The organism is uncultured Marinococcus sp., from assembly GCF_947493875.1.
Taxonomy (GTDB): Bacteria; Bacillota; Bacilli; order Bacillales; family Marinococcaceae; genus Marinococcus.
The window spans coordinates 152,036-176,724 of sequence record NZ_CANLSU010000003.1; the positions used below are offsets into that span (position 1 = coordinate 152,036).

General features: G+C 49.8%; 33 protein-coding genes. 25 read left to right on the forward strand and 8 right to left on the reverse strand.

Going from position 1 to position 24,689, the window contains the following annotated elements:
- Window positions 1–2 precede the first annotated feature (2 nt).
- From Q0757_RS06425 to Q0757_RS06445, 5 genes are all read left to right on the forward strand, one after another.
- Window positions 3–632 (forward strand): bifunctional 2-keto-4-hydroxyglutarate aldolase/2-keto-3-deoxy-6-phosphogluconate aldolase, encoded by a 630-nt coding sequence (locus Q0757_RS06425; protein ID WP_298785548.1) that lies wholly within the window; start codon window positions 3–5, stop codon window positions 630–632.
- A 3-nt stretch (window positions 633–635) separates the two neighbouring features.
- Window positions 636–1,640: a sugar kinase gene (locus tag Q0757_RS06430; RefSeq protein WP_298785549.1), complete on the forward strand. Its 1,005-nt coding sequence runs from the start codon at window positions 636–638 to the stop codon at window positions 1,638–1,640.
- 259 nt (window positions 1,641–1,899) lie between these two features.
- Window positions 1,900–2,736, forward strand: coding sequence for a DUF4397 domain-containing protein (locus Q0757_RS06435; protein WP_094908365.1), 837 nt, complete (start codon window positions 1,900–1,902; stop codon window positions 2,734–2,736).
- Window positions 2,705–3,334, forward strand: coding sequence for a class F sortase (locus Q0757_RS06440; protein ID WP_298785550.1), 630 nt, complete (start codon window positions 2,705–2,707; stop codon window positions 3,332–3,334). Before Q0757_RS06435 ends, Q0757_RS06440 begins: the two co-directional genes overlap by 32 nt.
- Window positions 3,335–3,570: 236 nt before the next feature.
- Window positions 3,571–4,899 carry a TrkH family potassium uptake protein gene (locus tag Q0757_RS06445; RefSeq protein ID WP_298785551.1) on the forward strand — a complete coding sequence of 443 codons (1,329 nt, stop codon included), beginning with the start codon at window positions 3,571–3,573 and terminating at the stop codon, window positions 4,897–4,899.
- A 73-nt stretch (window positions 4,900–4,972) separates the two neighbouring features.
- On the opposite strand, the gene Q0757_RS06450 is transcribed toward Q0757_RS06445, so the two are convergent.
- Entirely contained in the window at window positions 4,973–5,407 is a 435-nt protein-coding gene (locus tag Q0757_RS06450) for a VOC family protein (RefSeq protein ID WP_298785552.1), read from the reverse strand.
- A 243-nt stretch (window positions 5,408–5,650) separates the two neighbouring features.
- Here Q0757_RS06450 and Q0757_RS06455 point away from each other — a divergent pair, with 243 nt between their 5' ends.
- The gene (locus Q0757_RS06455) at window positions 5,651–6,868 is read left to right on the forward strand and encodes a hypothetical protein (RefSeq protein ID WP_298785553.1); all 1,218 of its coding nucleotides are present in this window, start codon (window positions 5,651–5,653) and stop codon (window positions 6,866–6,868) included.
- A 7-nt stretch (window positions 6,869–6,875) separates the two neighbouring features.
- Here Q0757_RS06455 and Q0757_RS06460 read toward each other — a convergent pair whose 3' ends face one another.
- The 3 genes from Q0757_RS06460 to Q0757_RS06470 all read right to left on the reverse strand — a co-directional run bounded on the left by Q0757_RS06460 (window position 6,876) and on the right by Q0757_RS06470 (window position 8,603).
- Window positions 6,876–7,967, reverse strand: coding sequence for a hypothetical protein (locus Q0757_RS06460; RefSeq protein WP_298785554.1), 1,092 nt, complete (start codon window positions 7,965–7,967; stop codon window positions 6,876–6,878).
- 85 nt (window positions 7,968–8,052) lie between these two features.
- Window positions 8,053–8,208 (reverse strand): hypothetical protein, encoded by a 156-nt coding sequence (locus Q0757_RS06465; RefSeq protein WP_298785555.1) that lies wholly within the window; start codon window positions 8,206–8,208, stop codon window positions 8,053–8,055.
- The gene (locus Q0757_RS06470; RefSeq protein WP_298785556.1) at window positions 8,208–8,603 is read right to left on the reverse strand and encodes a DUF7010 family protein; all 396 of its coding nucleotides are present in this window, start codon (window positions 8,601–8,603) and stop codon (window positions 8,208–8,210) included. Before Q0757_RS06470 ends, Q0757_RS06465 begins: the two co-directional genes overlap by 1 nt.
- A gap of 186 nt (window positions 8,604–8,789) precedes the next feature.
- Here Q0757_RS06470 and Q0757_RS06475 point away from each other — a divergent pair, with 186 nt between their 5' ends.
- Window positions 8,790–9,677 carry an SDR family oxidoreductase gene (locus Q0757_RS06475; protein ID WP_094908373.1) on the forward strand — a complete coding sequence of 296 codons (888 nt, stop codon included), beginning with the start codon at window positions 8,790–8,792 and terminating at the stop codon, window positions 9,675–9,677.
- 57 nt (window positions 9,678–9,734) lie between these two features.
- Here Q0757_RS06475 and Q0757_RS06480 read toward each other — a convergent pair whose 3' ends face one another.
- Window positions 9,735–10,094 (reverse strand): helix-turn-helix domain-containing protein, encoded by a 360-nt coding sequence (locus Q0757_RS06480; RefSeq protein ID WP_094908374.1) that lies wholly within the window; start codon window positions 10,092–10,094, stop codon window positions 9,735–9,737.
- 248 nt (window positions 10,095–10,342) lie between these two features.
- Between Q0757_RS06480 and Q0757_RS06485 the strand changes: the two genes are divergently transcribed.
- From Q0757_RS06485 to Q0757_RS06495, 3 genes are all read left to right on the forward strand, one after another.
- On the forward strand, window positions 10,343–10,978 hold the full coding sequence (locus Q0757_RS06485; protein ID WP_298785557.1) for an FMN-dependent NADH-azoreductase: 636 nt from the start codon (window positions 10,343–10,345) through the stop codon (window positions 10,976–10,978).
- A gap of 139 nt (window positions 10,979–11,117) precedes the next feature.
- Window positions 11,118–11,411: a hypothetical protein gene (locus tag Q0757_RS06490; RefSeq protein WP_298785558.1), complete on the forward strand. Its 294-nt coding sequence runs from the start codon at window positions 11,118–11,120 to the stop codon at window positions 11,409–11,411.
- 19 nt (window positions 11,412–11,430) lie between these two features.
- A complete protein-coding gene (locus tag Q0757_RS06495; protein WP_298785559.1) occupies window positions 11,431–11,781 on the forward strand; it encodes a DUF4181 domain-containing protein in 351 nt (116 codons plus the stop codon).
- A 12-nt stretch (window positions 11,782–11,793) separates the two neighbouring features.
- Here Q0757_RS06495 and Q0757_RS06500 read toward each other — a convergent pair whose 3' ends face one another.
- Window positions 11,794–12,159, reverse strand: a complete 366-nt coding sequence (locus Q0757_RS06500; RefSeq protein ID WP_298785560.1) for a hypothetical protein — start codon at window positions 12,157–12,159, stop codon at window positions 11,794–11,796.
- 104 nt (window positions 12,160–12,263) lie between these two features.
- On the opposite strand from Q0757_RS06500, the gene Q0757_RS06505 reads away from it, so the two are divergent.
- Together Q0757_RS06505 and Q0757_RS06510 are read left to right on the forward strand one after the other, a co-directional pair.
- Window positions 12,264–12,446, forward strand: a complete 183-nt coding sequence (locus Q0757_RS06505) for a hypothetical protein (protein WP_298785561.1) — start codon at window positions 12,264–12,266, stop codon at window positions 12,444–12,446.
- The gene (locus Q0757_RS06510; RefSeq protein ID WP_298785562.1) at window positions 12,446–12,712 is read left to right on the forward strand and encodes a hypothetical protein; all 267 of its coding nucleotides are present in this window, start codon (window positions 12,446–12,448) and stop codon (window positions 12,710–12,712) included. Before Q0757_RS06505 ends, Q0757_RS06510 begins: the two co-directional genes overlap by 1 nt.
- Window positions 12,713–12,723: 11 nt before the next feature.
- Here the strand turns inward: Q0757_RS06510 and Q0757_RS06515 are convergent, their stop codons facing one another.
- Complete coding sequence (locus Q0757_RS06515; RefSeq protein ID WP_298785563.1) at window positions 12,724–13,227, reverse strand: DUF1648 domain-containing protein; 504 nt, start codon at window positions 13,225–13,227, stop codon at window positions 12,724–12,726.
- 288 nt (window positions 13,228–13,515) lie between these two features.
- Here Q0757_RS06515 and Q0757_RS06520 point away from each other — a divergent pair, with 288 nt between their 5' ends.
- From Q0757_RS06520 to Q0757_RS06570, 11 genes are all read left to right on the forward strand, one after another.
- Window positions 13,516–13,797 (forward strand): hypothetical protein, encoded by a 282-nt coding sequence (locus tag Q0757_RS06520; RefSeq protein WP_298785564.1) that lies wholly within the window; start codon window positions 13,516–13,518, stop codon window positions 13,795–13,797.
- 174 nt (window positions 13,798–13,971) lie between these two features.
- Window positions 13,972–14,118: a hypothetical protein gene (locus Q0757_RS06525; protein ID WP_298785565.1), complete on the forward strand. Its 147-nt coding sequence runs from the start codon at window positions 13,972–13,974 to the stop codon at window positions 14,116–14,118.
- A gap of 471 nt (window positions 14,119–14,589) precedes the next feature.
- Entirely contained in the window at window positions 14,590–15,258 is a 669-nt protein-coding gene (locus tag Q0757_RS06530; protein WP_298785566.1) for a 3D domain-containing protein, read from the forward strand.
- A gap of 153 nt (window positions 15,259–15,411) precedes the next feature.
- Entirely contained in the window at window positions 15,412–16,536 is a 1,125-nt protein-coding gene (gene wecB, locus Q0757_RS06535; protein WP_298786152.1) for a non-hydrolyzing UDP-N-acetylglucosamine 2-epimerase, read from the forward strand.
- A 1-nt stretch (window position 16,537) separates the two neighbouring features.
- Window positions 16,538–17,314: a hypothetical protein gene (locus tag Q0757_RS06540; protein WP_298785567.1), complete on the forward strand. Its 777-nt coding sequence runs from the start codon at window positions 16,538–16,540 to the stop codon at window positions 17,312–17,314.
- Between the two features lie 25 nt (window positions 17,315–17,339).
- Window positions 17,340–18,545, forward strand: a complete 1,206-nt coding sequence (locus tag Q0757_RS06545; RefSeq protein ID WP_298785568.1) for a glycosyltransferase — start codon at window positions 17,340–17,342, stop codon at window positions 18,543–18,545.
- Window positions 18,542–19,558: a hypothetical protein gene (locus tag Q0757_RS06550; protein ID WP_298785569.1), complete on the forward strand. Its 1,017-nt coding sequence runs from the start codon at window positions 18,542–18,544 to the stop codon at window positions 19,556–19,558. The genes Q0757_RS06545 and Q0757_RS06550 overlap by 4 nt, the downstream gene beginning before the upstream one ends.
- Window positions 19,559–20,028: 470 nt before the next feature.
- The gene (locus Q0757_RS06555; RefSeq protein ID WP_298785570.1) at window positions 20,029–20,382 is read left to right on the forward strand and encodes a hypothetical protein; all 354 of its coding nucleotides are present in this window, start codon (window positions 20,029–20,031) and stop codon (window positions 20,380–20,382) included.
- 73 nt (window positions 20,383–20,455) lie between these two features.
- Window positions 20,456–20,962, forward strand: coding sequence for a GNAT family N-acetyltransferase (locus Q0757_RS06560; protein ID WP_298785571.1), 507 nt, complete (start codon window positions 20,456–20,458; stop codon window positions 20,960–20,962).
- A gap of 46 nt (window positions 20,963–21,008) precedes the next feature.
- Window positions 21,009–21,152 (forward strand): hypothetical protein, encoded by a 144-nt coding sequence (locus tag Q0757_RS06565; RefSeq protein ID WP_298785572.1) that lies wholly within the window; start codon window positions 21,009–21,011, stop codon window positions 21,150–21,152.
- A 90-nt stretch (window positions 21,153–21,242) separates the two neighbouring features.
- A complete protein-coding gene (locus Q0757_RS06570) occupies window positions 21,243–22,115 on the forward strand; it encodes an SDR family oxidoreductase (protein WP_298785573.1) in 873 nt (290 codons plus the stop codon).
- A gap of 13 nt (window positions 22,116–22,128) precedes the next feature.
- Here the strand turns inward: Q0757_RS06570 and Q0757_RS06575 are convergent, their stop codons facing one another.
- Window positions 22,129–23,031: a DMT family transporter gene (locus tag Q0757_RS06575; RefSeq protein WP_298785574.1), complete on the reverse strand. Its 903-nt coding sequence runs from the start codon at window positions 23,029–23,031 to the stop codon at window positions 22,129–22,131.
- Between the two features lie 184 nt (window positions 23,032–23,215).
- On the opposite strand from Q0757_RS06575, the gene Q0757_RS06580 reads away from it, so the two are divergent.
- Both Q0757_RS06580 and Q0757_RS06585 read left to right on the forward strand, forming a co-directional pair.
- A complete protein-coding gene (locus Q0757_RS06580; protein WP_298785575.1) occupies window positions 23,216–23,671 on the forward strand; it encodes an Lrp/AsnC family transcriptional regulator in 456 nt (151 codons plus the stop codon).
- Window positions 23,672–23,746: 75 nt separating this feature from the next.
- Window positions 23,747–24,658, forward strand: coding sequence for an aminoglycoside phosphotransferase family protein (locus tag Q0757_RS06585; RefSeq protein ID WP_298785576.1), 912 nt, complete (start codon window positions 23,747–23,749; stop codon window positions 24,656–24,658).
- Window positions 24,659–24,689 lie beyond the last annotated feature (31 nt).

Here is a 24,689-nt window from a genome sequence, read left to right on the forward strand (position 1 = left end):
CGATGAGAGTATTTCATATTCTGAATCACATGATCGAAAACAAGGTGGCCGTGGTCATTCGCGGGGAGACCCCGGAGCAGGCGGTGAAGACCGCCGATGCCTGCGTGAAGGGCGGCTCTAAAACGCTCGAGGTTACCTTCACCGTGCCGGATGCCGACGACGTGCTGAAGACGCTAGTCCAGAAGTATCCGGAGGCGGTGGTCGGGGCGGGCACCGTGCTCGACAGCGAAACGGCCCGGCTGGCGATTATCCGGGGGGCATCCTTTATTGTGAGCCCGTCCTTTGACCCGGAGGTCGCGAAGCTGTGCAACCGCTATGCGGTGCCGTATCTTCCGGGGATCATGACCGTCCGGGAAGCGACCGAAGCGCTCGCCTACGGCGCCCAGGTGGTCAAGCTGTTCCCCGGGGAGATGTACGCCCCTTCCTTTATTAAAACGCTGCGCGGCCCGCTGCCGCACCTTCAGCTGATGCCAACTGGCGGTGTGGACCTGGATAACGTGCAGGAATGGCTGCAGGCCGGGGCCATCATGATTGGCGCCGGCGGGTCGATCACCGGCCCGGCCAAAGCCGGTGATTATGAGGAAGTTACCCGGCTGGCGGGCGAATTCCAGCGGCTCGCCGAGGAGGTGTAGGCGATGGCGCACATCCTGACGATGGGCGAAATCATGATGCGGCTTACCCCGCCGTCTCACCAGCGGCTGGTGCAGACGAACGATTTTCACGCTTATTTTGGCGGAGCGGAGGCCAACGTGGCTATGAATATGAGCCAGTTCGGGCACGACGCTTCGTTTTTAACAGCGCTGCCGGCAAATGCGATGGGCGAGGCTGCCAAGCGCCGGCTGCGGGCGGCTGGCGTCCATACGAATACGATCGTGGACCAGGGCCGCCGGCTCGGCCTGTATTATGTGGAAGAAGGCTATTCCGTTAAGCCGGCGGAGGTCATCTACGACCGGGCGGATGCCTCGGTATGGGAGCTTGTGGACACTGTGCTCGACTGGGAGCAGCTGCTTGCCGGCGTGGAGGTGTTCCACGTGAGCGGTATTACGCCCGCCCTAGGTCCGGAGATGCATAAACTTACGATGAGAGCCCTGAAGGAGGCCGCCAGCCGCGGGATTTATGTGAGCTTTGACTGTAATTACCGCGCGAAGCTGTGGTCACCGGAGGAAGCCAAAGCGTCGTTTGAGGAAATTCTTCCATACGTGGATGTCTGTTTCATCGGGCACAAGGACTTTGTGTATCTGCTCGGGATGGACGGGGACGAAGTGTTTTCCCCGGAGCAGCTGGAACGGTTGTATGACCAGGCGGCCCGGAAGTACCAGATCTCTACGATGGCGAGCACGCACCGGACCGCGGCGTCGGCGAGCTCGAACAGTCTGACCGGCTACTACTATGACGGCAGCCGGCTCCATGCGAGCAGCACTGTTTCATTTGATCTGCTGGAGCGGGTCGGCGGCGGGGACAGCTTTGCCTCCGGCATCCTGCACGGGGTCCTGCAGGAAAACTGGGAGCCGCAGCAGATCGTCGAGTTTGCGACCGGGTCGAGCGTCCTGAAGCACATGGTGGTCGGCGACAGCAACCAGTTTGACGAAGCGTACGTGCTTCAGTTTGTTGAAAATCAGGACAACGATGTGAAACGATAAAGAATACTTATTTGTCCGGCTGGATGAACAGCCGGGCTTTTTGGTTTTTCGGGGTACAGCTTTTAGTTTAAAGCTGGTCGCTGTGTTTGTTTCTAAGCTCAATTATTATTTAATGTATAAATATTTTTAGAAAATTATGAAATTAACGTTTATTTTTTATAATTTAAGGTATAATATTATTAACTATGATTATATAGTTGGTTGTTCATTCATTACCCGCCCCGGAGAAACACATCCTTTTTAGAAAGAAGGCGGAGAAATGAAGAAGCTTGCTGGCTCCATGTTAACTGGTGCGCTGGTGTTTAGTTTCGCTGGGGGAGGCACAGCGTTGGCCGACAGTCACGATACGGAGGACGGTGCATCGGAAGACAGCGGGATGGTAAGGATTGTACACGCCTCTCCTGATGCACCCGAGGTTGATGTGTACGTTGATGGAGAGGCTGTAGTCGAAGGGGCGGCCTTCAAGGATGCAACTGATTATATGGAAGTACCGGAAGGGGAACGTGAGGTAGAAATATTTGCCGCAGGTGAAGAAGGCGAAGGAGAGCCTGTGCTTTCAGGAACACTTGATGTGGAAGAGGGCGAAGCGTATACAGCTGCAGCCATAAACACGCTCGACGACATTGAGCTGAGCGTGCTGGAGGACAATCAGGAAGCAGCAGAAGGAATGGCGAATGTCAGAGTAGCCCACTTCTCTCCTGACGCTCCAAATGTTGATGTCGCGGTAACAGACGGAGATATTTTGTTTGAAGATGCTCCGTTCACCGGAGTAACGGACTATATGGAAGTGGAAGCCGGATCCTATGACCTGGAAGTGCGGCCGACTGGCACCGAGGACGTAGTACTTGATCTGGCCGGTACGGAGCTTGAGGAAGGCATGAATTATTCTGTACTTGCAGTTGGTTTTGCCGAAGGTGACCCTGCACTCGACGCTATTGTACTGGCAGCCCCTTCGAGTGACAGTATGCCATCGGAGATGCCGCAGACTGGAGCAGCCGGAACAGATAATACAATGATGTATGTATTGGCTGGCCTGTTAGCAGCCGGTCTTGGGGCTGGATACTATGTACGCCGCCGCGCGGACGCTACTTCATAGTATTCTTTTCGCTATCCTGATTCTTTTTTTAACCGGAAGCTCCGAAGAATTCACGGAAGCGGAAACGGCTTATTCGAAACCGTCAATAGAAGGGGCGGACGCTCCGGAGATAGAGGAGCGGCCAGAGACACCAACAGCTTCATCGCCTGAGTCTATTTCACCGGCAGCAATCAGGATGAGCTCGATTGGTGTGGAAGCGGAAGTGGACGATATGGGATATACGGATAACGGGGGAATGGAGGTACCGGATAACGGGGAGGACACCGGCTGGTTTTCGCCGGGATTTAAGCCGGGACAGCAGGGGAATGCGGTCATCGCAGGCCATGTGAATGACCGCTCCGGTCCTGCGGTATTTTACCACCTGGATAAACTCAAAAAGGGAGATTTGATTGAAGTAACCGGTGAATCCGGGGAAACGATCACCTTTGAAATGGAATCCGCAGCATCTTATCCGTATGACGATGCTCCGATTCAGCAGATTTTCGGCGCCTCCAGCGAGCGTTCGCTGCAGTTGATCACATGTACCGGAGAGTTTGACAACGATGCCGGTACTCACAGGGAAAGATTGGTGGTTACCGCCTCGGCTGTGGAAAGGTAATGAAGACCTGCTTTTGGATGATGAAAACCTGAATCCTGGACACAGAAACAAGTGTTCACGGTTCAGGTTTTTTTATTTTTTTGGGGAAGCGTTGGTTAGGATGGTACCGGCAGATAAAAAAAGCTAGTGAAACACGTGGGTTTTTTGTATGATAGAAAAAACAGAAGGAATATTTTTCAAGCCAAAAATGATTCCTCATCCGCAGTACTAACCTTTGCAGAATCGAGCGATGTGTAATGACTTTTCTATCATGGTTGATGCGGAGCATGACGCCTCCGCAGATTCTTGCTTCCGGTTTTATCATCGTTATAGCCATCGGCACGGCTCTTCTGATGCTCCCTGTTTCCGTAACGGGTCCGATCAGTTTCATTGATGCGCTGTTTACAGCAGCATCCGCCACGACTGTGACCGGTCTGGTGACGGTCAGCCCGGGAAACGGCTTCACGGTGTTCGGCCAGACAGTAATTATGGTTATGATACAGCTCGGCGGGCTCGGGTTTATGGTAGTTACGGTATTTATTGTACTTCTGCTCGGTAAACGCATCGGCCTCCGCAGCCGGCTTCTCGTGCAGGAGTCGCTGAACCAGCCGGCGATGGGCGGCGTCGTGAAGCTGGTAAAGATTCTGGTGATTTTTTCCCTCATGGTGGAATCGGCAGCCGCAGCCGCACTTGCCACCCAGTGGGTGCCGGAGTACGGATGGAGCGAGGGCCTGTTCTACAGCGTGTTTCACGCGGTATCTGCCTTTAATAATGCCGGGTTTGCACTCTGGGACAGCAACCTGATGCAGTATGCCGGCAATCCGGCGGTGAATATTGCGATCTCCTCTTCGTTCATTATTGGCGGCATCGGCTTCACAGTATTGTACGACGTGTGGGAAAAACGGAAATTCCGCACGCTGACGCTGCATTCGAAATTGATGATCGTCGGCACGCTTGTGCTGAATGCTGCAGCTGTGACTATCGTATTTTTGTTTGAATATATTAATCCGCAGACTACGACCTCGCTTTCGCTTGGGGAGCAGCTGTGGACCTCCTATTTTCAGGCGGTGTCGCCGAGGACGGCCGGTTTTAATACCGTCAACATTGCCGATATGCAGATTCAGACGATCGTATTTATTATGATGCTCATGTTCATTGGCGCCGGCAGTGCTTCGACGGCAAGCGGGATTAAACTGACAACGTTTCTGGTGATCGTGCTGGCCGCGGTGAAATACATTAAACGCGAAGAAGATTTAACAGCCTTTCGCCGCCGCATCGCGCCAGCCATTATTGAACGGGCGCTTGCGATTACGGTGCTCGGTTTTGCCGTCGTCTTCTCGGGAATATTTATTTTGTCGCTGACCGAGCAGGCCCCGTTTGAGCAAATTGTGTTCGAGGTATTTTCAGCATTCGGAACGGTCGGCCTCACGATGGGACTCACTGAAGCCTTAAGCACGATTGGAAAAGTCGTGATTATCGGCATTATGTTTGTCGGCCGGGTAGGCTCAGTAACGCTCGCCTTTTCCCTGGCCAAGCCGAAAAAAACGCACGTGCGCTACCCGCAGGGCGATATCTTTACAGGATGACCCCTGCAGCTTAAGAGGGCAAAAACAAAAAGCAGCTATTTTCTGTGCTATACAGAGAATGGCTGCTTCAATGTTAATTCGCCCGTTTTTCCTCCCAGAGCCGCTTGCGCTCCTCAAAGCTCACTTCCAGGTACACCTGATGCAGCATCCAGATGTAACCAAAGGGATCCATAAAAATAGCGTTCGACACGCCGTGATCAGGAAGGTCCGTAACCGGCTGTATTTCATGGCAGCCTGCGTCGATGGCTTTGGCATAGGTCTCCACGATGTCAGGAACCGTGATGTTGAACCAGAGTGTTTTCGGGTCGTCCGGGGTGGGGGCGGTCAAATGGAAGGCCGGGTTTTCATCCAGCAGATGGAACGGGACATCGTAGAGCGTGAAAATAGCTTCGTTTTCGCCCCGGGGGAAGTCTGAAGCCTCTACTGTCTCGATCTCAAATATTTTTTTATACAGCTCCAGGGCTTTTAAACTGTCGGTCACTACCATATCGATTTCGACACCAGCCATAATACACACACCCCTCTACAGCTTAATTAAATAGCTTCTTCAAGTGGGCAATATAAGCATATTACTGATTTCTACTCTAGAGAGGGAAAATCCTTTTTACCATTATAATAGGCCTCCTAATTAATTAGATGCTGTTTTCCAAATATTTCTTCAGCGTATGTTACGATGAATTTATCCTCAGGATCAGTCAGAAAACAGACCAATTCGCGCACAAAAGACGAAAATAGATGCAGGTGATACATAATGAAAAAGCGAGCGGCGTTGCTCGGTATTATGACTGGGATATTGGTTTTAGGCGGGTGCCGGCAGAGTGATTTGACGGAGCTGGAGCAGACACTTGCGGCACAGAAGGCGAACCGGGGAATAGAGGGATCGGCGGAGGCTGGAGCGGGAGGTTCAGGCCCCTTTATTTACGATGAAGACGGGGAGCCGTTTTTCCGGATAGAAGCGCCGGAAGGGTTTTATATTAACGAGCGTTACTACGTTTCAAACGAGAACCTCGAATTTGAATACAGCCCGGAGGATATGGATTATGTGTATCAGTCGTCCATGAGCGAGAACCGAACAGAAAATATCAGTACGTTCAGCGTGTCGGGAAATAAGAAGGTAGAGAACAAACAGGATGCAGACGAGTCGCTCGAACGGATCAGGGAGACCCGGGTTTCCTCCTACAGGGAGGAGGGGAGACCGTATTCAGTTTACACCGAAGACGATAAGGACCTGGGCCCCTTTTCGTTTGTTCTTCGATCCACGAGAGAAGGATATGAACAATACTTGTTTTACGGCGTACAGAAGAAACGCCTGATTACAGCGATGCTGACCGTGCCGGAGGAGACCGGGGAGCAGGAAGCTATCTTCGACCGGACGCTTGAAGCAGTCCGCACGATGACTTTTAAAAATCCTGAGGAGTGGGAGGAGCCAGCGGATCAGACGCAAAAGGCACAGACGATCCAATACGTGCCCTACGAAAAAAGCAGCACGGTGATCCCGGAGAAATCCTACTCCTTTACCGTGCCGGCGCTTCCCCAAGGGTTTCAGCTGCGTAATGCTGATGCGCTGGGATATACCGTATCAAAGAATTACCCGGAGCTGGAAAAGCCGGGGAGCCTCCAACGTTCTGAAACGGCCCTGCATTTTTTCGCTCTTGAAAAGGACATGGGCTACTTTCGTGAAGACGAGCTGCGAAGCCGTCCGAAGAATGAATTTGAAAACAATATGGGGGAGCAGGCTGAGGAGGTGGAGTACCTGCATAATAATAATCAGGCAGACCTCGGGGACTTTACGACTGGCGTCCGGACGTCCTACAAAAATTATGAACGGTACCTGTTTGTTGCCGAGACAGAGAAGCACGTTCTGTTCGGCCGGTACTTTCTTCCGAAAAAAATAGAAAATCGCCAGGAGATTAAAGAAATTTATGAAGATGCGGTTTCAAGCTTTGATATCGAGGAGGAAACGCAGTAATCATAAATTATTTCTGTTGGTCCAGCTCCTCCGTCTTCACGTAGGCATGAGTAACCGCCTCTGCTACTCCGCTGCTTTCGTCGTATGGAAAGGTGGTGACATCGAGCCGGTAGTTAAGGGTGCCAAGCGGACGAATCGATTGTTCGGGTACCTCTGCTTCAAGCCCGATAAAGTCGCCTTTGGCATTATAAAACAGGGTGTACAGCTGAATGTCGCTGTAGGCCTCCTGGTTTTCATTTTCAATTGCTGCGTTTACATGCAGCGGCTCATCCCCGGTGGACCGGTTCAGCTGTTCATTTTCAACATTCAGCTGGGAGGGCCGGTTTTCGGATACTACCGGGGATAAAGCTGCTTCAACCTCCACTGGGGAAGCCGTGCTGGTTATTTTGGAGGAGACGTAGCCGGTTTCGCCGGGCGGGATGATCTCTGGGTACACCTGCACCTCGTTTCCTGCTGTCGAAGCAGCTTCGCTGCCGCCCGCATCATACCATGTGGCAGAAGGCGAGTCTGGAGTAATATATTCATCGCTGTTATTCACAAAGGCCTCGTAGTAATGGTAGGCCTCTTCGCCGGAATAAACATAATCTCCAAGAAATGTGAGTGAATCCCGGGAAACTTCTTTGCCTGCCTTGCCGGCGTCGGGCTCTGTCGTTTCAGAGTAATAGCCGGTGATTTTCGGCGTTCCTGTATCGGTGGTGCCGGTGAACCGGCCGAACACGGTCACCTGGTCGTTTCGTTTAATATTGTCCTGATCACTAATAGTCGTAAACAAATCCCGCTGATCAGGGGAATAGTAGGTGAGTGAGTAAGCCTGCCGGCCGAAGGGATTTCCAGGCTGGTCTTCGGGAAGCACCTGCGAGACGGTGCCTTCAACTTTTACGATAGTGTCCGGATCCAGGTCTTTTTTGTAGGCCACAGCTTCCTTCTTGAACGCTTCTTCGCTCAGCTTCTCGTTGGAGGAGCTGTCAGCACTTTCGGTTTCGCTGGAATTGGTGCTGCTGGACGTTTCCTCTTCGGATTCGGTGCCGCTGCTTCCGCAGGCACTTACGAGCGTCAATACAGAGAAGCCGGCGATAAGGGCGCAGGTATTTTTCTTCATTAATAAGCCTCCTAAAACATTACGGTGAAAATAACGCCTGAACCCAAAGAACGAGGGCTCTGGCTTGTAGAAGCGGGATGCTGAGTTATGTCCGTGCTGCAGTTTTATGCTGGTAATCCCATGCCAGCCACAAAATCAAAACGATTAGCAGAACGACCATGGCGGCGGGCACGGGCCATTGGCTGCTTTCCTTCTGAACTGCAGCCAGAACGGTTACGCTGACAGCGATAACGGGAGCCATTACATAATAGGGAAGGCTGCTGTAAAACCAACCGTACGGGAAAAGTGGGCGCCGGTAATGACAGCAAAAAACAGCACGGCATCCACGGGACTCGCAGCGATGGCCCAGAGGAGGAGCGGAAAATAAGCCAGCTGCGTAAGGTTCAGGCTGAGGCCGAGGCTGCCGAGCGGATTGTCGTCAAATTTCCATTCCACCCGCAGCAGCCGGGAAAAAAGGATTGCCAGTGGCAGCATCAGCCCCGAAGAACAGAGCATGAGTATGTTTTGGGTATACAGATCTAAGGAAAGCAGAAAAACTCCCGTTATCAACACCCAGATCAGCACTGCGGCCATTAAAAAAGCAATGCCGTTTTTGCCCTTTACCGACAATTCCCTTCTCCATGCATGTATCTCCACCATTGCCACCTCCGTTGCGACGATTCATGAATTAAGCGTACCATAAAATCTCATTTATGGGAGGCATGTACTGCGGCCGATTTACAAGATTTTTTATGTGAAAATACTATTGGATGTTTCATTTTTTTATGAAATGGCAATATAGAAGCACGTAATTAAATTATGTAAACAAAGGAGATTTTCAGCATGACCCAGGATCCACGCAACCAGTATTATCATGACGATTATCCAAAGCAGTACCAGGATCCGCCTGGTGTGCAAAAATATATGAATCCTCAGCCGGACTGCGGCGAAAGCAGCTATGAAGGCACCGGCCAATTAAAGGGACGAAAAGCACTCGTTACCGGCGGCGATTCCGGTATCGGCCGGGCCGCGGCTATTGCGTACGCCCGTGAAGGCGCGGATGTGGCGATCAACTATCTTCCGGACGAGGAGCCGGACGCCCAGGACGTAAAAGAAATGATTGAACAGGCCGGGCGTAAAGCAGTGCTTCTGCCGGGAGATCTGAGAAGCGAAACGTTCTCCCGTGAACTCGTGCAGTCGGCCGTGGACGAGCTCGGCGGTCTGGACATTCTGGCACTTGTCGCCGGTAAACAGCAGGCCGTTAAGGATATTGCTGACCTTACGACCGAACAGATTGTTTCCACGTTTGAAACGAACGTGTTTTCCATGTACTGGATGACCCAGGAAGCACTGCCGCATATGCCGGAGGGCGGATCGATCATAACAACGACGTCCGTTGAAGGCTATGATCCATCGCCGATGCTTCTGGACTATGCCGCAACCAAAAGCACTATCATCGGATTTACGAAGGCACTTGCCAAGCAGGTAGCCTCCCAGGGTATCCGGGTAAATTCGGTAGCACCGGGGCCATTCTGGTCTCCGCTGCAGATTTCCGGTGGTCAGCCGGGCGAAAACATCCCGAAATTCGGGGAGGAAACGCCGGAGACACCGCTTGGGCGTGCCGGCCAGCCGGTCGAGCTTTCCGGAGTCTACGTATTTCTTGCCTCCGACCAGGCAAGCTACGTAACCGGTCACGTTTACAGCGCGACCGGCGGCTTAAACGCCAATTAATTGAGACAGACGAAAAGCACCCATCTCCCGGATTAACGGGAGATGGGTGCTTAATTTTTAGGACAGCTTTTCTTCCTGTGCCTCGGGTTCCTCTGCCTGCTTTCGTGCAACGTGGGAGCTTCCCCACTCGTGCATCGCTTCGAGTATCGGCTCCAGGCTCCGGCCATATTCAGTAATGGAATATTCCACCTTGGGCGGAATTTCCGGGTAAATGACGCGCTGAATAATATCCTCATCCTCAAGCTCGCGCAACTGCTTGGTGAGCATGCGCTGGGTGATGCCCGGCATTTTCCGTTTTAATACGCTGAAGCGCTGCGTGCCGTCATTTAACAGATGCACAAGGATGACAGGCTTCCATTTGCCGACAAGGATACCGAGCGCCTCCTGAAACTGACAGAATTCGACTTCTTTTTTCATTAATGCCACTCCTTAGTATGATTTTATAAAGCAAGTATGTAGTCATTTGCTTGCATGCAATTCAGTATGTACATACTACCACGTTCCACCTGTAAAACGAACTGTTTTGCTTACACTCTTCGAAAGCCGCCATTGGTACCCTCAAGGGAACTATACCACTTTTAAGTGCGTACTTGTTTTCACGGGCGGAGCGGCTAAAATAATAGGGGCAGAGAAAAATTAAACATTTAAGAAAAAGAGGGATAGCTGTGAACGTATTACTAGTAAAAGCAAATAACCGCCCGGATGGCATTTCCACGAAAATGTACGAAACGTTTCTGGAAAACGTCCAGGACGCAGGCGCATTAAACGTCCAGACCTACGACGTATTTGAAGAGGATACACCGTACTTCGGCCAGGACTTCTTTGACGCCTTCGGCCGCCTTGCGACAGACGGCGAGCCAACCGAGATGGACCGCCGGGTGCTTGCCGCCAAGCAGAAAGCAAAGGATGCGTTCAGCGCTGCTGATCTGGTCGTGTTTGCCTTCCCGCTGTGGAACCTGACGATTCCGGCCAAGCTGCAGACCTTTATTGACTATATCGCTGAAGCCGGCTACACGTTTAAATACAGCCCGGAGGGTGCGCTTGTGCCGCTCATGCCGGAGAAAAAAGTGATCTTTCTGAACGCCCGCGGCGGGGTATATTCCGCTCCGGAAATGGCTGGCATGGACATGGCGCTTACGTACATGCAGAACATTTTTGGCGGTCTGTACGGCATGGATATTGTAGATGAAGTGGTAATCGAAGGCCATAACGCCAATCCGGACCAGGCAGAGGAAATCATCGAAGCCGGCCTGAAGGAAGTTGCGGAAGCCGCTTCCCGCGTTGCCTACCAAAAGGTATAACGAAACAAATCGATCAACCCGTTCGGCAGGAAACTGCCGGCGGGTTTTTTATTGGGAAAACGTAGGAGCGTAGGACATAAAAGATGATTTCTGGTACAATTCATTTGTAATATTTTAGGAGGGGGGAGGAGAAAAGCGCATGGAGGAAGCAGGCCAAAATCGAATACGTACGACACTGATATTTCTGTTGAACGGTCTGATTTTTATATGGGTTTTTATCTTGAACATTATGGCTTTCACCGGGCAAAGCTACCTGGGAAACACCGTCCTGTCCTTCCCGCTATTATTGATAGTTAACGTTTGTCTCATATGGAATTACAACAGCGGGGCAAAGGAAAGCATCAACCGTAATGAAGCGGGATTTTTCAGGATACTGGCGGCGCTTCTGCTTATGAGCACGATAAGCTTCGTGCTTGCGGAGGTACTTAATTGATTTAAAGAAAGGTGATGGCATGCCGGAATTTTTTCCTATCGCAGGAGTTCTCGGTCTTCTGATGCGTTTTCTGCTGGAGATATGGATCGTACCAAAAGGAGCAGTATCGATCAAACAAACTAAAGGGCAATACTGGTCCTACGGCCTGCTGACCGCTGCAATTGTGATGATAGCTGTGATAACTTTTACAATGGATATGTATGCACAAGGCTATTTTTCTCTGTTTCTAATTTCTTTTATGGCAGTATTTGGAGCTGCTGAAGCATGGCTCGAATGGCATTTTGCCCGTGAGGCAAGGGAATATATTGTAACGGGCATCACCTTTTCTTATTTGACGGTTAGTCTCCTAATATTAGAATTTTTATTTTAATATAGATGGTATTCAAAAAAGCGTCAGATTCGCCAGGGCTGCTGCGCCGATTAGGGCGGAAGCCACGCTGATTAGAATGGAATGCCAGTGCTTTCGTTCGTTGGGAACATTGCGCTTTTCCTCTACGGCGTCAAGCAGGGCCTGAAGGGCAAAGTGGAAACCCAGTACTGGGAAAACCCACGGCGTTTTTCCGGTACCGATGAAAAGAATGAAAAGAAAAAGCGTAAAAACAGTTGTATAAATCTTAGCCCCCAGAAACTTCTCCTCCTGCATTCGGTAGTTATTTCTCCGATAAGGAATTCGCGTTTTCTTTCGCAGCCTTTTATCAATCATAAGTGTAAGAAGAAAAATAATAAGAATGATAATTGCTGTGGTCAATACAATTGCTCCTTTCAATACTGTTTCACATTATACATATATCCCCTTAACCGTATGAAAGGTCAACATAACAGCTTATTTATTTTCTGAAGGGAGATTTTCCGATGAGTATCCGGCAAATCATGATTCTCAGTGCGCTCATTATATCGATCGCCGGCATTTTCGGCATGAATTATTTTGAAAAGGAAGTACTCCCCGTCATGATACTGCTCGCGGTCGTAGCTGTAATAGGATCAGGCTCGCTTACAGCCGATGTTATTAAAATGAGGCGGCTGCGGAAAAATTGATGATTCCGCTGTTGCTGTTAATTCCGGTCGTGCTTGTATCCATCGCGCTTAATGCAGTGCTTGAGCCGAGGAACTGGAAAATGCATGCGCTGTATACGCTTGGATATGTGCTTATTACGGGCGTAGTGTCTCTGATAAGCGCAGCCATTTCGGGGTGGCGGGACGGAGCATTTGAAGCAGGGGACGTAATTTACACATTTACCACGATTACTTTTTGTATGACGGTCGGCCTTGGCGGCTATTCTTTGTTTCGGCCATATTTGTAGTGGCCGGCCTGTTATGACAAACGAAAAGCTCGTATCAAAAACGGCAGCATCACGGCAAATATTCCAGCTATCAGGCTCATTATTAACAGGTGGGGCGGCTCAGAGCCGTTGATATTTACGACAAAGGATGCGTTTAAACCGATAAACATGACCAGCATATAGTTTTTTGTCGTATTCAAAAGAAGAATGCTGTTGCGGTATTGAGCATGGATATTGCCACTGTGAATTTTTCTCGGGTAATTATGTATATGTGGCACCCGTTCCAACAGGGACATGAACACCCATAATACGAAAGCGATAGCTGTCAGAAGCCAAATGGCCGCTTTGTTGCCATATTCATTTACTTCCCCGTTCATACTGAAATGAACGGGAACTTCCTCCGGAAATGTATTGTACATAAAAGCAAAATAGACGATTCCCGTAAGAAATAACACGACCCCCGCAGCATCCAGCCAGAAGCAAACCTTTGGCCGCGAAACGCGACCCCTTTCTATCGGCGTGTTTACTGAGTTCATATTAAAAAACACCCCATTTAATTTCCTTTTACTTCCTATTTTAGCAAATATATTTTTAAAAAGCAGTTGAAGGTGTAGGGGTTAGCTGCAGCCCTGGCTGTAAAAAATTAAAAAATATCTATAATTATGTGTGATTTAGAAGCACAAAAAGCATTTTATAATAAAAATTTGTTTGAAATATTAATAGTTCGGAAAAGATATGTGTATGAGCATGGATAGGTTAAACAGAACTATCGATTCAGCGAACTAACATCCGTAGCTGAGTGAACCATCAAAGGAGATGATGATATGGCAGATGAAAACAAGAACAGCAAGGAAAATAAGGGATACGGCTGGGCAGCCACAGGCAGCCTGGTCGGCGGCACGCTTCCGCTTATTACACGTAAAATCACAAAAAGCCTGACGCCGGACGGCGATGATAAGGGCAAGAAAAAGGATAAAAAGAAAAAATCGAAAAAACCACGCTACATTTTAAACAAAAAGAAAAGCACGCCGAAGAAGCTGGCTAAAAAGAAAAAGAAACTCAAGAAAAAGGCGAAGGGCAAGCTGCCGAAAAAGCTGAAAAAGTAACAGTAGTGTAACCCCCTCCAGTTTTCTGGAGGTTTTTTTTAGAAATTTTATAGAAAAAGTTTTAAAGCCGAAATGAACGTTTATAATAGATAATGAATTAAGCTGGGCGTTCGCAAAGAAGATCTCCGTGTCGAATATGAAGCGCTGGTGCCCCGGGAAGCGCAAAACGGAACATTGCCCATGACGACTGCGGGCACCGGGAACGCAGGCTACGGTGAATTGCGCCGGCACACAGCGCTTGAACATATAAACGGCGTGTTAAAGCTGAGGCTCCCAAAAGAGAAAAAACGATCTGTGAATAAAAAACAAATCGATATTTAATAGAAATATTACAGTCAGACTGTAAAAATGCTTTTTTGTACTTGAATGTGCGGGAGATACTGATATCACCGCATTGAACGCCTGGAATCAAGAGGAAGTACCTGCCTGCATTTTGAAGGTGGTAATCTGATTGTAATATTTAATGACAAATTCTGGTGGATAAAACACTGTTTATATTGTTTTAAAGCTTTGAAGCAGGCCATTAGGCCTGCTTTTTTTACATGAAAAGAAAGTTTATTAAGAGGAGGTTACAACTAAATTAATGCTGTTGATATTTTCAACCCCCCACGTCATAATCGGTAGCGTTGTGTTAAAGAGAAAGCACATAAGTAATTCAGCAATCAACTACATTAAACAATCAACCTATCTAAGCATTAGTGACGTAAAGGTAAGTAATCATATAGGCAAACAGTTCATTGGGCATCGTCATTAGGACGAAAAAAATATCTTTACCTCGGAGGTTGAATCAATATGATGAAAAAAACATTATTTGGAACAGCAATTACAGCAGGCGTAGTATTTGGAGCACCACAGGCAGCGGACGCATCGATCAGCGACCACGGCCAAATGGAAAGAGGAGACGTTAACTCTTCTGTTGCGGAGCTTCAGGACACGCTGAAAGAAAAAGGCTATTTCCACGGCTATACTGGTTCCACTTTTGGACCAAGAACAGAAAGTGCTGTTAAAGAATTTCAGGCTGACAACGGCATTTCTTCTTCTGCAGGCGACTACTTCGGCGTAGCTGGCCCGGAAACACAGGCAGCTCTCGGTGGATCCAGCTCTTCTGATTCTTCTGATGAAGAAGTAGCAGGCGCGTCGACTTCCGAGTCCTCCGACAGCACTAGCGGCGGCGACACCATGACCATGGAAGCTACCGCATACACCGCTGATTGTGCAGGCTGCAGCGGTATCACGGCGACAGGCGTTAACCTGAACAACGACCGTGACGCTAACGTCATCGCCGTAGACCCGGACGTGATCCCACTCGGTTCCACAGTAGAAGTGGAAGGCATGGGCACGTACGAAGCAGCTGATACCGGCGGCGCCATTAACGGCAACCGTATCGACGTTCACGTACCAACCAACTCCGAAGCACTTTCCTTCGGCCGTCAGAACGTTGAAGTAACAGTAGTCGACTAATCAACAGCACCTAACAAAAATCCTCTCCAGAGCTGGAGGGGATTTTTTTATATTGCCGGAGTTCGATAGGTTTGTATGATAGGAAATTTCTGTTAACGAAAGTATAATATTTTATACTACAAATATTATACTGGAGGTACTAATGTGAGTGAGTTGTGTAAAATCATGTGCGTTGTCGGCACCCGGCCGGAGGTTATAAAAATGGCCCCGCTGGTACATAAAATTTCACAAAGCAGCCAATTTGAATTGTGCCTGGTAACGACCGGTCAGCATAAAGAAATGGTCGGACAGGCGATGGAATTGTTCCAGCTGAAGGCGGATGTTGATCTAAAGGTAATGAAAGCAGGGCAGACGCTCACAAGCATCACGTCCAGAGTATTGGAGCGGCTGGAGCCGGTCATGCAGGCCGAACAGCCTTCTGTTGTGCTGGTGCACGGGGACACCACGACGACATTGGCTGCCAGTCTGGCAGCCTTTTATCAAAAAGTGGATATTGGCCATGTGGAGGCCGGGCTGCGAACATATGATAAATACGCACCGTACCCGGAGGAAATGAACCGTCAGCTGGTATCGCGATTAGCAGATTGGCACTTTGCGCCGACGGAACTGGCCAGACAGAATTTACTGGCGGAAAATATTGACGCTAAAAGCATTCAGGTGACCGGCAACACAGCAATTGACTGCCTGAATCTGACGCTGAAACAGCACTACAGCCATGAGCTGCTGGAGCGGATGAACGGGCATGAATTTATACTGGTTACCGTACACCGCAGAGAAAACCTGGGTGTTAATATGGAACATATTTTCTCAGCCCTGCTGGATATTCTCGATTACTTTCCGAATATTCATATACTGTTTCCGGTTCATAAAAATCCTGTCGTTCGTGAGCTGGCTGAACAAATGCTTCAAAATCATCCGCGAATTCATTTATCCGAGCCGTTAAACACGGTGGACTTTCATAACATTGCATATCGTTCGTTACTTATTCTCACAGATTCCGGGGGTGTGCAGGAAGAGGCGCCGTCTTTGCATAAGCCGGTGCTTGTACTCAGAAACCAGACCGAACGTCCGGAAGGCGTGGACGCAGGAGTGCTAAAGCTTGTGGGAACGGATCGCGAAACAATTGTCCAAAGCGTGACGGCGCTTTTAACCGATGAGCGAAGCTATCAGCAGATGGCATCCGGCATCAATCCGTATGGAGACGGCCAAGCTGCAGAACGAATCATCCGCGTGCTGGAGGAGCACTACGCTTCCGCGCAGGCTGCAGGGAGAGAATAATATGCGGATTATTCAGTCGATGGTGCTTTTGTCCGGTCTTATGGCTCTGGCCATGCTGGCGCTGATATGGTTCAGCGGGCCGGTGCTTAGCTTGATGGTGACGGCTGTGATCGGCCTGCTGCTGGCAATAGTCATTTTGCTTCCGACACGGTTGATTTTTCCGGCGGCTCTCGTGTCCGTGCTCGTGTATGGATTTTTTCTTACAGGGTGGAGCATGTTTTTTGCTTCAGCGCCTCCCCAGGAGGAATTAATTCTTCATCATATTCTCTTCAGCATCTTTGTAATTTCGTTTTGGCTGTTCTTTGTTTCGGTGAAAACAGCTGTAGAGGAAAACAATACGCTGCGCCAAAAAGTGAGGGAGCTCGAAAAATATCAGGGAGAGCTGATGATGCTGTCAAACAGCGAATTTAACAATCAGGCGGAATTGTTTTTAACAGGTATGCGGCGGCGCCGTGAACAGGGATTTCTCGTGGAGGTCATGCTGCGGAATTCTTCCTATACGCAGGAAGCGCTCCAGGAGGTCATGAGCAGCGTGTTAATTGATTCGATCCGGAGCCAGTTTGACCTGGTAACCAATAACGGGGACCGAAGCTTCACGATGTTTTTGCAGAACACGGATGAGAAGGGGCTTGGCATTGTGCTCGAGCGTATTAACGAAAACTGCAGGGAAAGGGTATCGATGATAGAACCGCCGTATGAGCTGCACTATGCCGAAGTACAGAATTACAGTCTGGAAGCAACGCGGGAGTATTTACAGCAGCAGAGGACGGGGGCCTGAAATGACGATATTTTTTATATGTGTGATGAGCTTTTTCTGGGCGCTTTTGCTGTATTATTCCTGGCTTGCGGTAGGCGGGGTTATTCATAGGCGGCGGCTGTACCCCTATAACGAACTGAATCACTACCCTTCCGTGTCGATATTTATTCCGGCACATAATGAAGGGGTGGTCATGAAGGAAACGCTGCAGGCGATGAATGCGCTGGACTATCCGGGGGAGCTTCGTGTCTTTCTGCTCGATGACAATTCATCTGATGAAACGGAAGCGATCGGACTGGCCTTCAGCCGGATGTTTTCCCGAATTCATTACATTCAGGTGCCGCCCGGGGAGCCAAAGGGAAAATCCCGGGTGCTGAATTACGGCCTGAGCTTTATCGATACGAAATATTTTCTGGTTTATGATGCCGACAACCAGCCGGAGCCCGGCGCTGTTAAACAGCTGGTGGAAGCTGCGGAACAAACCGACAGGGCGGTAGGGGCGGTAGGCTACGTGAAAACGATCAATGCCAGAAAAAATTTACTGACGCGCATGATCGCCCTTGAGTTTCAGGTGTTTCAGCTGTTGATGCAGAGCGGCCGCTGGTACTGGTGGAAGATGGGGTCGCTGGCTGGCACGAATATGCTGCTCGAGGTGGAGGCGATGCAGGAGCTTGGCGGCTACGATGAATACGCTCTGGCAGAGGATGCGGAGTTAACGATCCGGGTGGCGGCGAAGGGATGGAGGCTGCCGGTCGTGCCGGAAGCTAAAACATGGGAACAGGAGCCTGAGACGATCTCGATTTTTCTGCGTCAGCGCACGCGCTGGCTGATTGGCAACATTTATCTGCTGGAAAAATCGTTCAAGGATTTTTCCTTCTGGAACAGAACAACCATGCTGCACTCGGTTCAGCATATTACCACTTACCTGTTTTTTGTGGTTCTGTTGTTTTTGTCCAATATTTTATTTGTGCTCAGTCTTTTCGATGTGTTTACTACGGCGATTACCGTTCCGCTTTTGATGATCTGGTTTATGAGCTACATAGTTTACACGAGCCAGATCTTCAGTGCCCAGGTGCTGGAGCGGGATGTAACGACCAGGCAGGTCGCCGTGGGAAGCGTTATGTATTTCACCTATGCCCAGCTGTTTTTGATTTTACTCGCTAAAAGCCTTTACGCCTATACCGGAAGCCGTCTGCGCCGGAAGGTCATTAAATGGGACAAAACGGAGCGATTTAAAGGCGGGAGCTCGTGACACGAAAACAATTAATTATAGGAATAGTCAGTATTGTGATCGCCGCAGCTGTGTTTGTTTTCATCAACGCATACAGCCAGACTGATCCGGTGGTAGATACGGTGGAGAAGGAGTACCGGGGCGACCATGGCTTAATTCAAAATTATCCCGGGGCCGCTGGAGAGGCAGAATATTTATCGGAAGCTGAAGGCCTGTATTTGGAGTATCTGCTGCTGACCGGCCGAAAAGAGCTTTTTCGGGACGAAGTGGAACGGCTGGAGCCGCTTCTGCAGAAGGTTCCGTCCGGGAAGCTGGTCCAGTGGAAGGAAGGCAGCAATACTTCCACCAATGCACTGATTGATGATATCCGTATTGCCTCAGCGCTTGACCGGGCCGGCGCCCAGTTTAATGACCACAGCTATACCGAGCTGTCCAAATCTATTCAGGACGGCCTGAGGGCCAACAATTTTGTGGAAGGAAGCTGGAGGGACTATTACGACTGGCAGCAGGACGAGGCATCGCCGGAAATTCATTTCAGCTATTTTTCCAGTGAAAAATGGAAGCAGTTTGGCTGGTCGCAGAAGGAACTGCAGATCATTCAACGTGCAAAGGATAGCGGCAGCGTGTTTTATCTGGAGTCATATAATGCTGTAAAGCGGCAGCCGGAGGCGTACAATCTCCAGGAGGTTAATATGATTGACCAGGTGCTGATTATGCAGCAGATGAACACGGAAGCCCCGGAAACGGAGGCACTGGCGCAGTGGATTGATAAGAAATACGAAGAAGAAGGCAAAATTTACGGCCGTTACCACCGGACCTCAGAAAAAGCGTCCGTGAATTATGAAGCAGCAAGCGTTTACGCCCTGCTTTTGATCCAGGAGATTGATGATGGAAATATCCAGGAGGCAGAGAAATGGGCGGAGCCGCTGAGGGGGCTGCACGAGGCCGCAGACCCTTCAGAGGACACCCACTTTTTTGATTACATGCTGGCAGCCATTGCGCTCGAACGGCTGGAGCAGGCGAAAAACAGCTGATGAGAAAAAATATTGAACTACCCCTGACGGATGCTGCTCCGTCGGGGGTTTTTTATGGCCGGTAATTCTTGTTGTATAGAAGCACGAAAATTTTTAGAAGGGCATATTTCTCCAGGCTGTCGTGACTTCGTGCCAGCATATGTTATTATGTCTTTGCGATATTCAAAATAATGGAAATGATGGAACGCTGAAACGTGTGCTTTAATATACAAAGGAGGTCCTTGGTGTGAAATTTTCACGAAAAAGAAGGGAGCGGAGAGCAAATACTCCTGATTGGGTGACATTTTTAATTGAGGCAGCGGATATTATCATCATCGGTCTACGGTACATGGTGAAATCAATATTTCACTTGTAAAGCATGTGTATACTGAAACGAAAGTTTTGCCGGGAAAAATAATTAACCGGTAAGGCGATCGTTTTTGGTCGGGAATGATAACATTAAGCTATGCAACGATGAGGAGGCAGAGATAATGCCTGATTTTTTTCCCTTTATCGCTCTCTCTATTCCTGTAGTCCGATTGATTCTATTGGCAGTTATCGTGCCAAAAAATGCAAGGCTTTTGAGGGAAACAAGAGGCGGCTTATGGTCCAATATTTTTTTAGGAGTCGTTATTTTCGGAATAGCGGCTGTTGTTTTCACCACCCCGCTTCCGCTTGAAAAATATTTTATTGCAATTACTTTACCCTCTGTATGCTTTATAATCGGGTTGCAGGGGTTTTTAGAGTGGTTCTTTGCAAAACAATCCAAAGAGTATATCGTAACGATAGTCTTGGGGGTTTATACAATTGCAGCGCTGCTTATCACTAGCTTCATAATTGGATAAAAGTTTGATTGAAAACAAAAATCCTGACAGAATTTACATGCAGATATTAAAATCGCTACGCCGGAGGGAAAAAATGATACATATCGAACAGGCCGGGCCGTCGCACGTTTCCGGCATTATTTCTGTCTGTACGGCAGCTACGTGGACTACGTACCGTGGGCTTTGCAGTGATGATTACCTCGAGCGGGTGTGCCGGGAGTTTTATAATGTTCCGAGAGTACTCGATGAGGTGAAGCATACAAGCCTCGACTGGGGCGGATACTTTGCAGCGATGGAAAATGAAACAGTAATAGGAGCTGCGGGCGGTGGTATGACAGGGGAAAAGGAATCCGAGCTGTACGTGCTGTATCTGGATCCGGCACGCCGAAACGAAGGGATCGGCACGATGCTGCTCGGTGCGGTGACGAGCCAGCAGCAGAGCTGGGGTTCGTCAGAGCAGTGGGCGTCTGTCCAGAAGGGCAACCAGCTGGCGATTCCTTTCTATGAAGCGAAAGGCTTTACGTACGAAGGAGAGCGCATCGGGTATGCGAACACGGAAGACGAGGATTATGTATCACTCCGGTACAGGCGCGCCATTTAAATAGAAGAAAAACAGCTGCGAACCGGGCAGCCCGAGGAGGAAGACAATGCTTATCATGCTCATGGTGCTGGGCTTGGCCGGTATGTTAACAGCGGTCAGCTTTATTCCAAGCAGCCGGTTAAGGAGGATTGCCGCCTTCAGCAGCTACGCGTTGTTTCTCGCAGCGTTCGCTGTTTTAACATTGGGATAGCTGCGCCAAAATGGAACAAGGCCAGTCGTTTTGTTGTACTACATGTAACTGTTTTGGTTATAATTAACAATAGAAATGGAGGAATGACAAATGAAAGCACTAGTAACCGGAGCAACAGGCAAATTAGGATCTCAGGTCATGGAGTCGCTTCTGAAAAAAATGCCGGCCGACCAGCTGGCCGTGAGCGTCCGGAACCCGGACAAGGCAAACGATCTGAAGGAAGCGGGTGTGGAGGTGCGCCGCGGCGATTTTGACGAACCGGACAGTCTGGACGAGGCGTTTGCCGGCGTGGACCGCCTGCTGATTATTTCAACCGACGGGGACAATGACACAAGAATCCGCCAGCATACAAACGCGGTGGAGGCAGCGGCCCGGGCGGGTGTTTCCTTTATCGCCTACACCAGCATCGGCCATGCAGAAAGCAGCACGATGTTTCTGGCTCCGCCGCATCGAGCCGCCGAAAATGCGATCATTGAAACCGGCATACCATATGCATTTCTGCGCAACAACTGGTACCTCGAAAACGAAGTGCCGGGCATTCAGGGAGCCATGAACGATGCGCCGTGGATTACTGCCGCTGGAACCGGCCGGGTCGGATGGGCACTGCAGCTCGATTACGCGGAAGCAGCGGCCGCCGCCCTCGCAGGAGAGGGAACACAGCAGTCGGTCTATGAGCTTTCCGGCCGCCCGTACACCCAGGACGAACTTGTAAGCGTGCTTGGAGACGTGCTTGGAAAAGAGATTCCGGTGCAGCACGTGGACGACGATGAATATGCGACAATTATGAAGGAAGCCGGCATGCCGGAGGCCGTGGTACCGATGCTTGTAAGCATTCAGCAGGGCATCCGCAGCGGCTCCCTCGACATTGAAAGCAATGATTTTGAAAAGCTGCTCGGCCGTCCAGCCACACCGATGCATGACGCGCTTGAACATCTCGTGCGGACAATTCCGGACGAATCGTAATTACCACAACGCCTTAAGCGGTGCGCTTTTGAAGCGCGGGAGCTGATCGCAGCCTCCCGCGTTTTTTCGTGAGCAGGGAAAATGCTACGCATCCGCCGATGACAATCGCACTGCCGGCCGCCTGCGGCCAGGTGAGGTGTTCCCCGAAAAGCACAAAGGCCAGCAGAGCGGTAAACAGCGGATTAAAGTTTAAAAACAGCCCGGAGGTTGTCGCTCCCAGGTGCTTCACGCCGATCCCCCAGAGCACCATGCAGACGATTGTTGCGATGATGCTAAGAAACAGCATTGATCCGATAAATGTGGCATCGATCTGGTGCACGGGTATTCGAAAGCCGTTGACCGGAAGCAGCAGAAGTACACCGAACAGGCCGGAATAACAGACGGACATCATTGGGGATACCATGGTGGTGGCCCAGCGGCTGCAGATCGAATAGAGGCCGAAGACAAGCACCGCCAAAAGCATCCACCCATCGCCGGAGGCAAACGAGAAGCCTGCCAGGCTGCCGCCGGTCACGACGAGCAATACGCCGGCGGTGGAGATGAGCATGGCTGTGATCTGTGCGCCGCGCAGCCGTTCACGAAGAAGAAGCGCTGAAAACAGGGCGATCGATAGCGTATTCATCGTCGAGATAATGCTCACGTTCGTAGCGCTCGACGACGTGAGCGCGGTAAACTGCAGAATATTAAACAGGGCAACGCCTGTGATTCCCATCAGAAAGAGCGGCATGATCGCTTTTCTGTCGGGAAGCAGGCGTTTTTCTGTGACCTGGATGATAGGCAGGAGGCAGAGTACAGCGATGCCGTAGCGCAGAATCGTCAGCGTCACAGGGGAAGCGTATGCGGTCAGGCCCTCCCCGACGATGAAATTGCTTCCCCAGCACAGGCTTGCGAGCAGCAGCAGTCCGATGTATTTCATGTGTTTTCCCTCCCGTCGTGTTGTACGGAATAAATGTATCATGTAAAATAATTATATAAAATAATATTCTCTATAATCCCATTAATTCAAAATATTATTCTTTAAGTGAAATTAAAACAGAATTTACTTTTGTTCAGGGTGAAAAATGCGCGTTGCGAACGAATATTATTCGGGAGGGAAATGCATGCTTGATGACGTAGACATACATATTCTCGATTTACTGCAGACGGAAACGAGGCTCAGCAACCTGGAGCTGTCGCAGCGGGTGAATCTCTCCGCGCCGGCTACCCATGCCCGGGTGAAACGGCTCGAACAGGAGGGCTATATTGATTCCTATACGGCGATCCTGAATCAGGAAAAGCTCGGGTATGACCTGCTGTGCACGGTATTTATGAGCACGAGCATTCACCAGACGCAGGAGTTAAATGAGCTCGAACGCCATTTGTCGGAGATGCCGGAGGTTATGGAGTGCTACTGCATGACCGGGTCGTTTGATTATATGCTGAAAACGATTCACCGCAGCCGTAAGGAGCTGGAGGCATTTATCCGGGAGCTGAATCAGCTCGGCGTCTCCCAGCTGCAGACGAGCATCGTGCTCCGTGAGGTCAAGGCTTCAACAGTGCTGCCGCTATGGAAGTAGCGCGTCGGAGACAGCTGAAGCGCTGCATCCGTAGAGAGCACTTCGTATAACGGGGGAACAGGGAGGGAGAGCATAATGATACCCGATGGTTTTCAGGAATATGATCCGGTGAAATACGCTTCAACAATTCGGCCAATTCAAAAGGGTTTTTCCGGGAACGGGAAATTTATTCTAGACGATACATATGTGCTGAAGACTTTTCCCGTCGCCGAGCTTGAGGAACGAATGCATGTGTTCCATGTGCTAAACAGGCTTGAAGAGTATTCACGGCGCATTCCCCGTGCGATAGATATCGGAAAGCGGAGGTCAGACGGGGGAGATGAACAGGCGTTTATGCTGATGACATATCTGCCGGGAGACGATGCAGAAGCAGTGCTTTCCTCTCTTTCTCAAAAGCATCAATACGAAGCGGGAGTTGATGCTTCTAAAGAGCTGGCCAGGCTGCATGAGCTTGAAGCACCTCCTGCTTATCCGGACTGGAAAACAGTAAAAACAAAAAAGATCGACCGGTACTTCGGGCAGCTGAACAACACCGGGGTGGATGAGGAAACGGTGCATCTGCTGCAAACTTATATTAAAAAGAACGAGTATTTAATGGCAGGCCGCCCAAACAGGTTTCAGCACGATGATTTTCATCCGTCCAATCTATTGATAGCAGAGGAACGCTTCCAGGGAATTATAGATTTCGACCGGATGGATTGGGGAGACCCGGTGCACGACCTGCAGAAAACCGGGTTTTTCACAAAAAACGTGAGTCGGGCGTTCAGCAGGGGATGTATCGATGGCTATCTGGAGGCCACAGATTTTGACGAGGGTCTTTTCTGGAGGCTGTATGCATTGTATTCAGCCGTTCATATCGTATCAGCGATAGCATGGGCATACCGGGAAAGCAATGTACAATACCAGAAGCTGCTCAGGTACAGTAAAGAAGCTATTTGGGATCACGATTATTTTAATAAAAGTATACCGGAATGGTATTGGAAATAGAGACTGTGAAGTGCCCGCTGTAATTTTTCTT

Bases quoted from the DNA above. Each gene is read 5' to 3' on its own strand.
- Q0757_RS06425 (WP_298785548.1), top strand. From the start codon at position 3: ATGAGAGTATTTCATATTCTGAATCACATGATCGAAAACAAGGTGGCC.
- Q0757_RS06430 (WP_298785549.1), top strand. From the start codon at position 636: ATGGCGCACATCCTGACGATGGGCGAAATCATGATGCGGCTTACCCCG.
- Q0757_RS06435 (WP_094908365.1), top strand. From the start codon at position 1,900: ATGAAGAAGCTTGCTGGCTCCATGTTAACTGGTGCGCTGGTGTTTAGT.
- Q0757_RS06440 (WP_298785550.1), top strand. From the start codon at position 2,705: ATGTACGCCGCCGCGCGGACGCTACTTCATAGTATTCTTTTCGCTATC.
- Q0757_RS06445 (WP_298785551.1), top strand. From the start codon at position 3,571: ATGACTTTTCTATCATGGTTGATGCGGAGCATGACGCCTCCGCAGATT.
- Q0757_RS06450 (WP_298785552.1), bottom strand. From the start codon at position 5,407: ATGGCTGGTGTCGAAATCGATATGGTAGTGACCGACAGTTTAAAAGCC.
- Q0757_RS06455 (WP_298785553.1), top strand. From the start codon at position 5,651: ATGAAAAAGCGAGCGGCGTTGCTCGGTATTATGACTGGGATATTGGTT.
- Q0757_RS06460 (WP_298785554.1), bottom strand. From the start codon at position 7,967: ATGAAGAAAAATACCTGCGCCCTTATCGCCGGCTTCTCTGTATTGACG.
- Q0757_RS06465 (WP_298785555.1), bottom strand. From the start codon at position 8,208: ATGGCTCCCGTTATCGCTGTCAGCGTAACCGTTCTGGCTGCAGTTCAG.
- Q0757_RS06475 (WP_094908373.1), top strand. From the start codon at position 8,790: ATGACCCAGGATCCACGCAACCAGTATTATCATGACGATTATCCAAAG.
- Q0757_RS06480 (WP_094908374.1), bottom strand. From the start codon at position 10,094: ATGAAAAAAGAAGTCGAATTCTGTCAGTTTCAGGAGGCGCTCGGTATC.
- Q0757_RS06490 (WP_298785558.1), top strand. From the start codon at position 11,118: ATGGAGGAAGCAGGCCAAAATCGAATACGTACGACACTGATATTTCTG.
- Q0757_RS06495 (WP_298785559.1), top strand. From the start codon at position 11,431: ATGCCGGAATTTTTTCCTATCGCAGGAGTTCTCGGTCTTCTGATGCGT.
- Q0757_RS06505 (WP_298785561.1), top strand. From the start codon at position 12,264: ATGAGTATCCGGCAAATCATGATTCTCAGTGCGCTCATTATATCGATC.
- Q0757_RS06510 (WP_298785562.1), top strand. From the start codon at position 12,446: ATGATTCCGCTGTTGCTGTTAATTCCGGTCGTGCTTGTATCCATCGCG.
- Q0757_RS06515 (WP_298785563.1), bottom strand. From the start codon at position 13,227: ATGAACTCAGTAAACACGCCGATAGAAAGGGGTCGCGTTTCGCGGCCA.
- Q0757_RS06520 (WP_298785564.1), top strand. From the start codon at position 13,516: ATGGCAGATGAAAACAAGAACAGCAAGGAAAATAAGGGATACGGCTGG.
- Q0757_RS06530 (WP_298785566.1), top strand. From the start codon at position 14,590: ATGATGAAAAAAACATTATTTGGAACAGCAATTACAGCAGGCGTAGTA.
- Q0757_RS06540 (WP_298785567.1), top strand. From the start codon at position 16,538: ATGCGGATTATTCAGTCGATGGTGCTTTTGTCCGGTCTTATGGCTCTG.
- Q0757_RS06545 (WP_298785568.1), top strand. From the start codon at position 17,340: ATGAGCTTTTTCTGGGCGCTTTTGCTGTATTATTCCTGGCTTGCGGTA.
- Q0757_RS06555 (WP_298785570.1), top strand. From the start codon at position 20,029: ATGCCTGATTTTTTTCCCTTTATCGCTCTCTCTATTCCTGTAGTCCGA.
- Q0757_RS06560 (WP_298785571.1), top strand. From the start codon at position 20,456: ATGATACATATCGAACAGGCCGGGCCGTCGCACGTTTCCGGCATTATT.
- Q0757_RS06565 (WP_298785572.1), top strand. From the start codon at position 21,009: ATGCTTATCATGCTCATGGTGCTGGGCTTGGCCGGTATGTTAACAGCG.
- Q0757_RS06570 (WP_298785573.1), top strand. From the start codon at position 21,243: ATGAAAGCACTAGTAACCGGAGCAACAGGCAAATTAGGATCTCAGGTC.
- Q0757_RS06575 (WP_298785574.1), bottom strand. From the start codon at position 23,031: ATGAAATACATCGGACTGCTGCTGCTCGCAAGCCTGTGCTGGGGAAGC.
- Q0757_RS06580 (WP_298785575.1), top strand. From the start codon at position 23,216: ATGCTTGATGACGTAGACATACATATTCTCGATTTACTGCAGACGGAA.
- Q0757_RS06585 (WP_298785576.1), top strand. From the start codon at position 23,747: ATGATACCCGATGGTTTTCAGGAATATGATCCGGTGAAATACGCTTCA.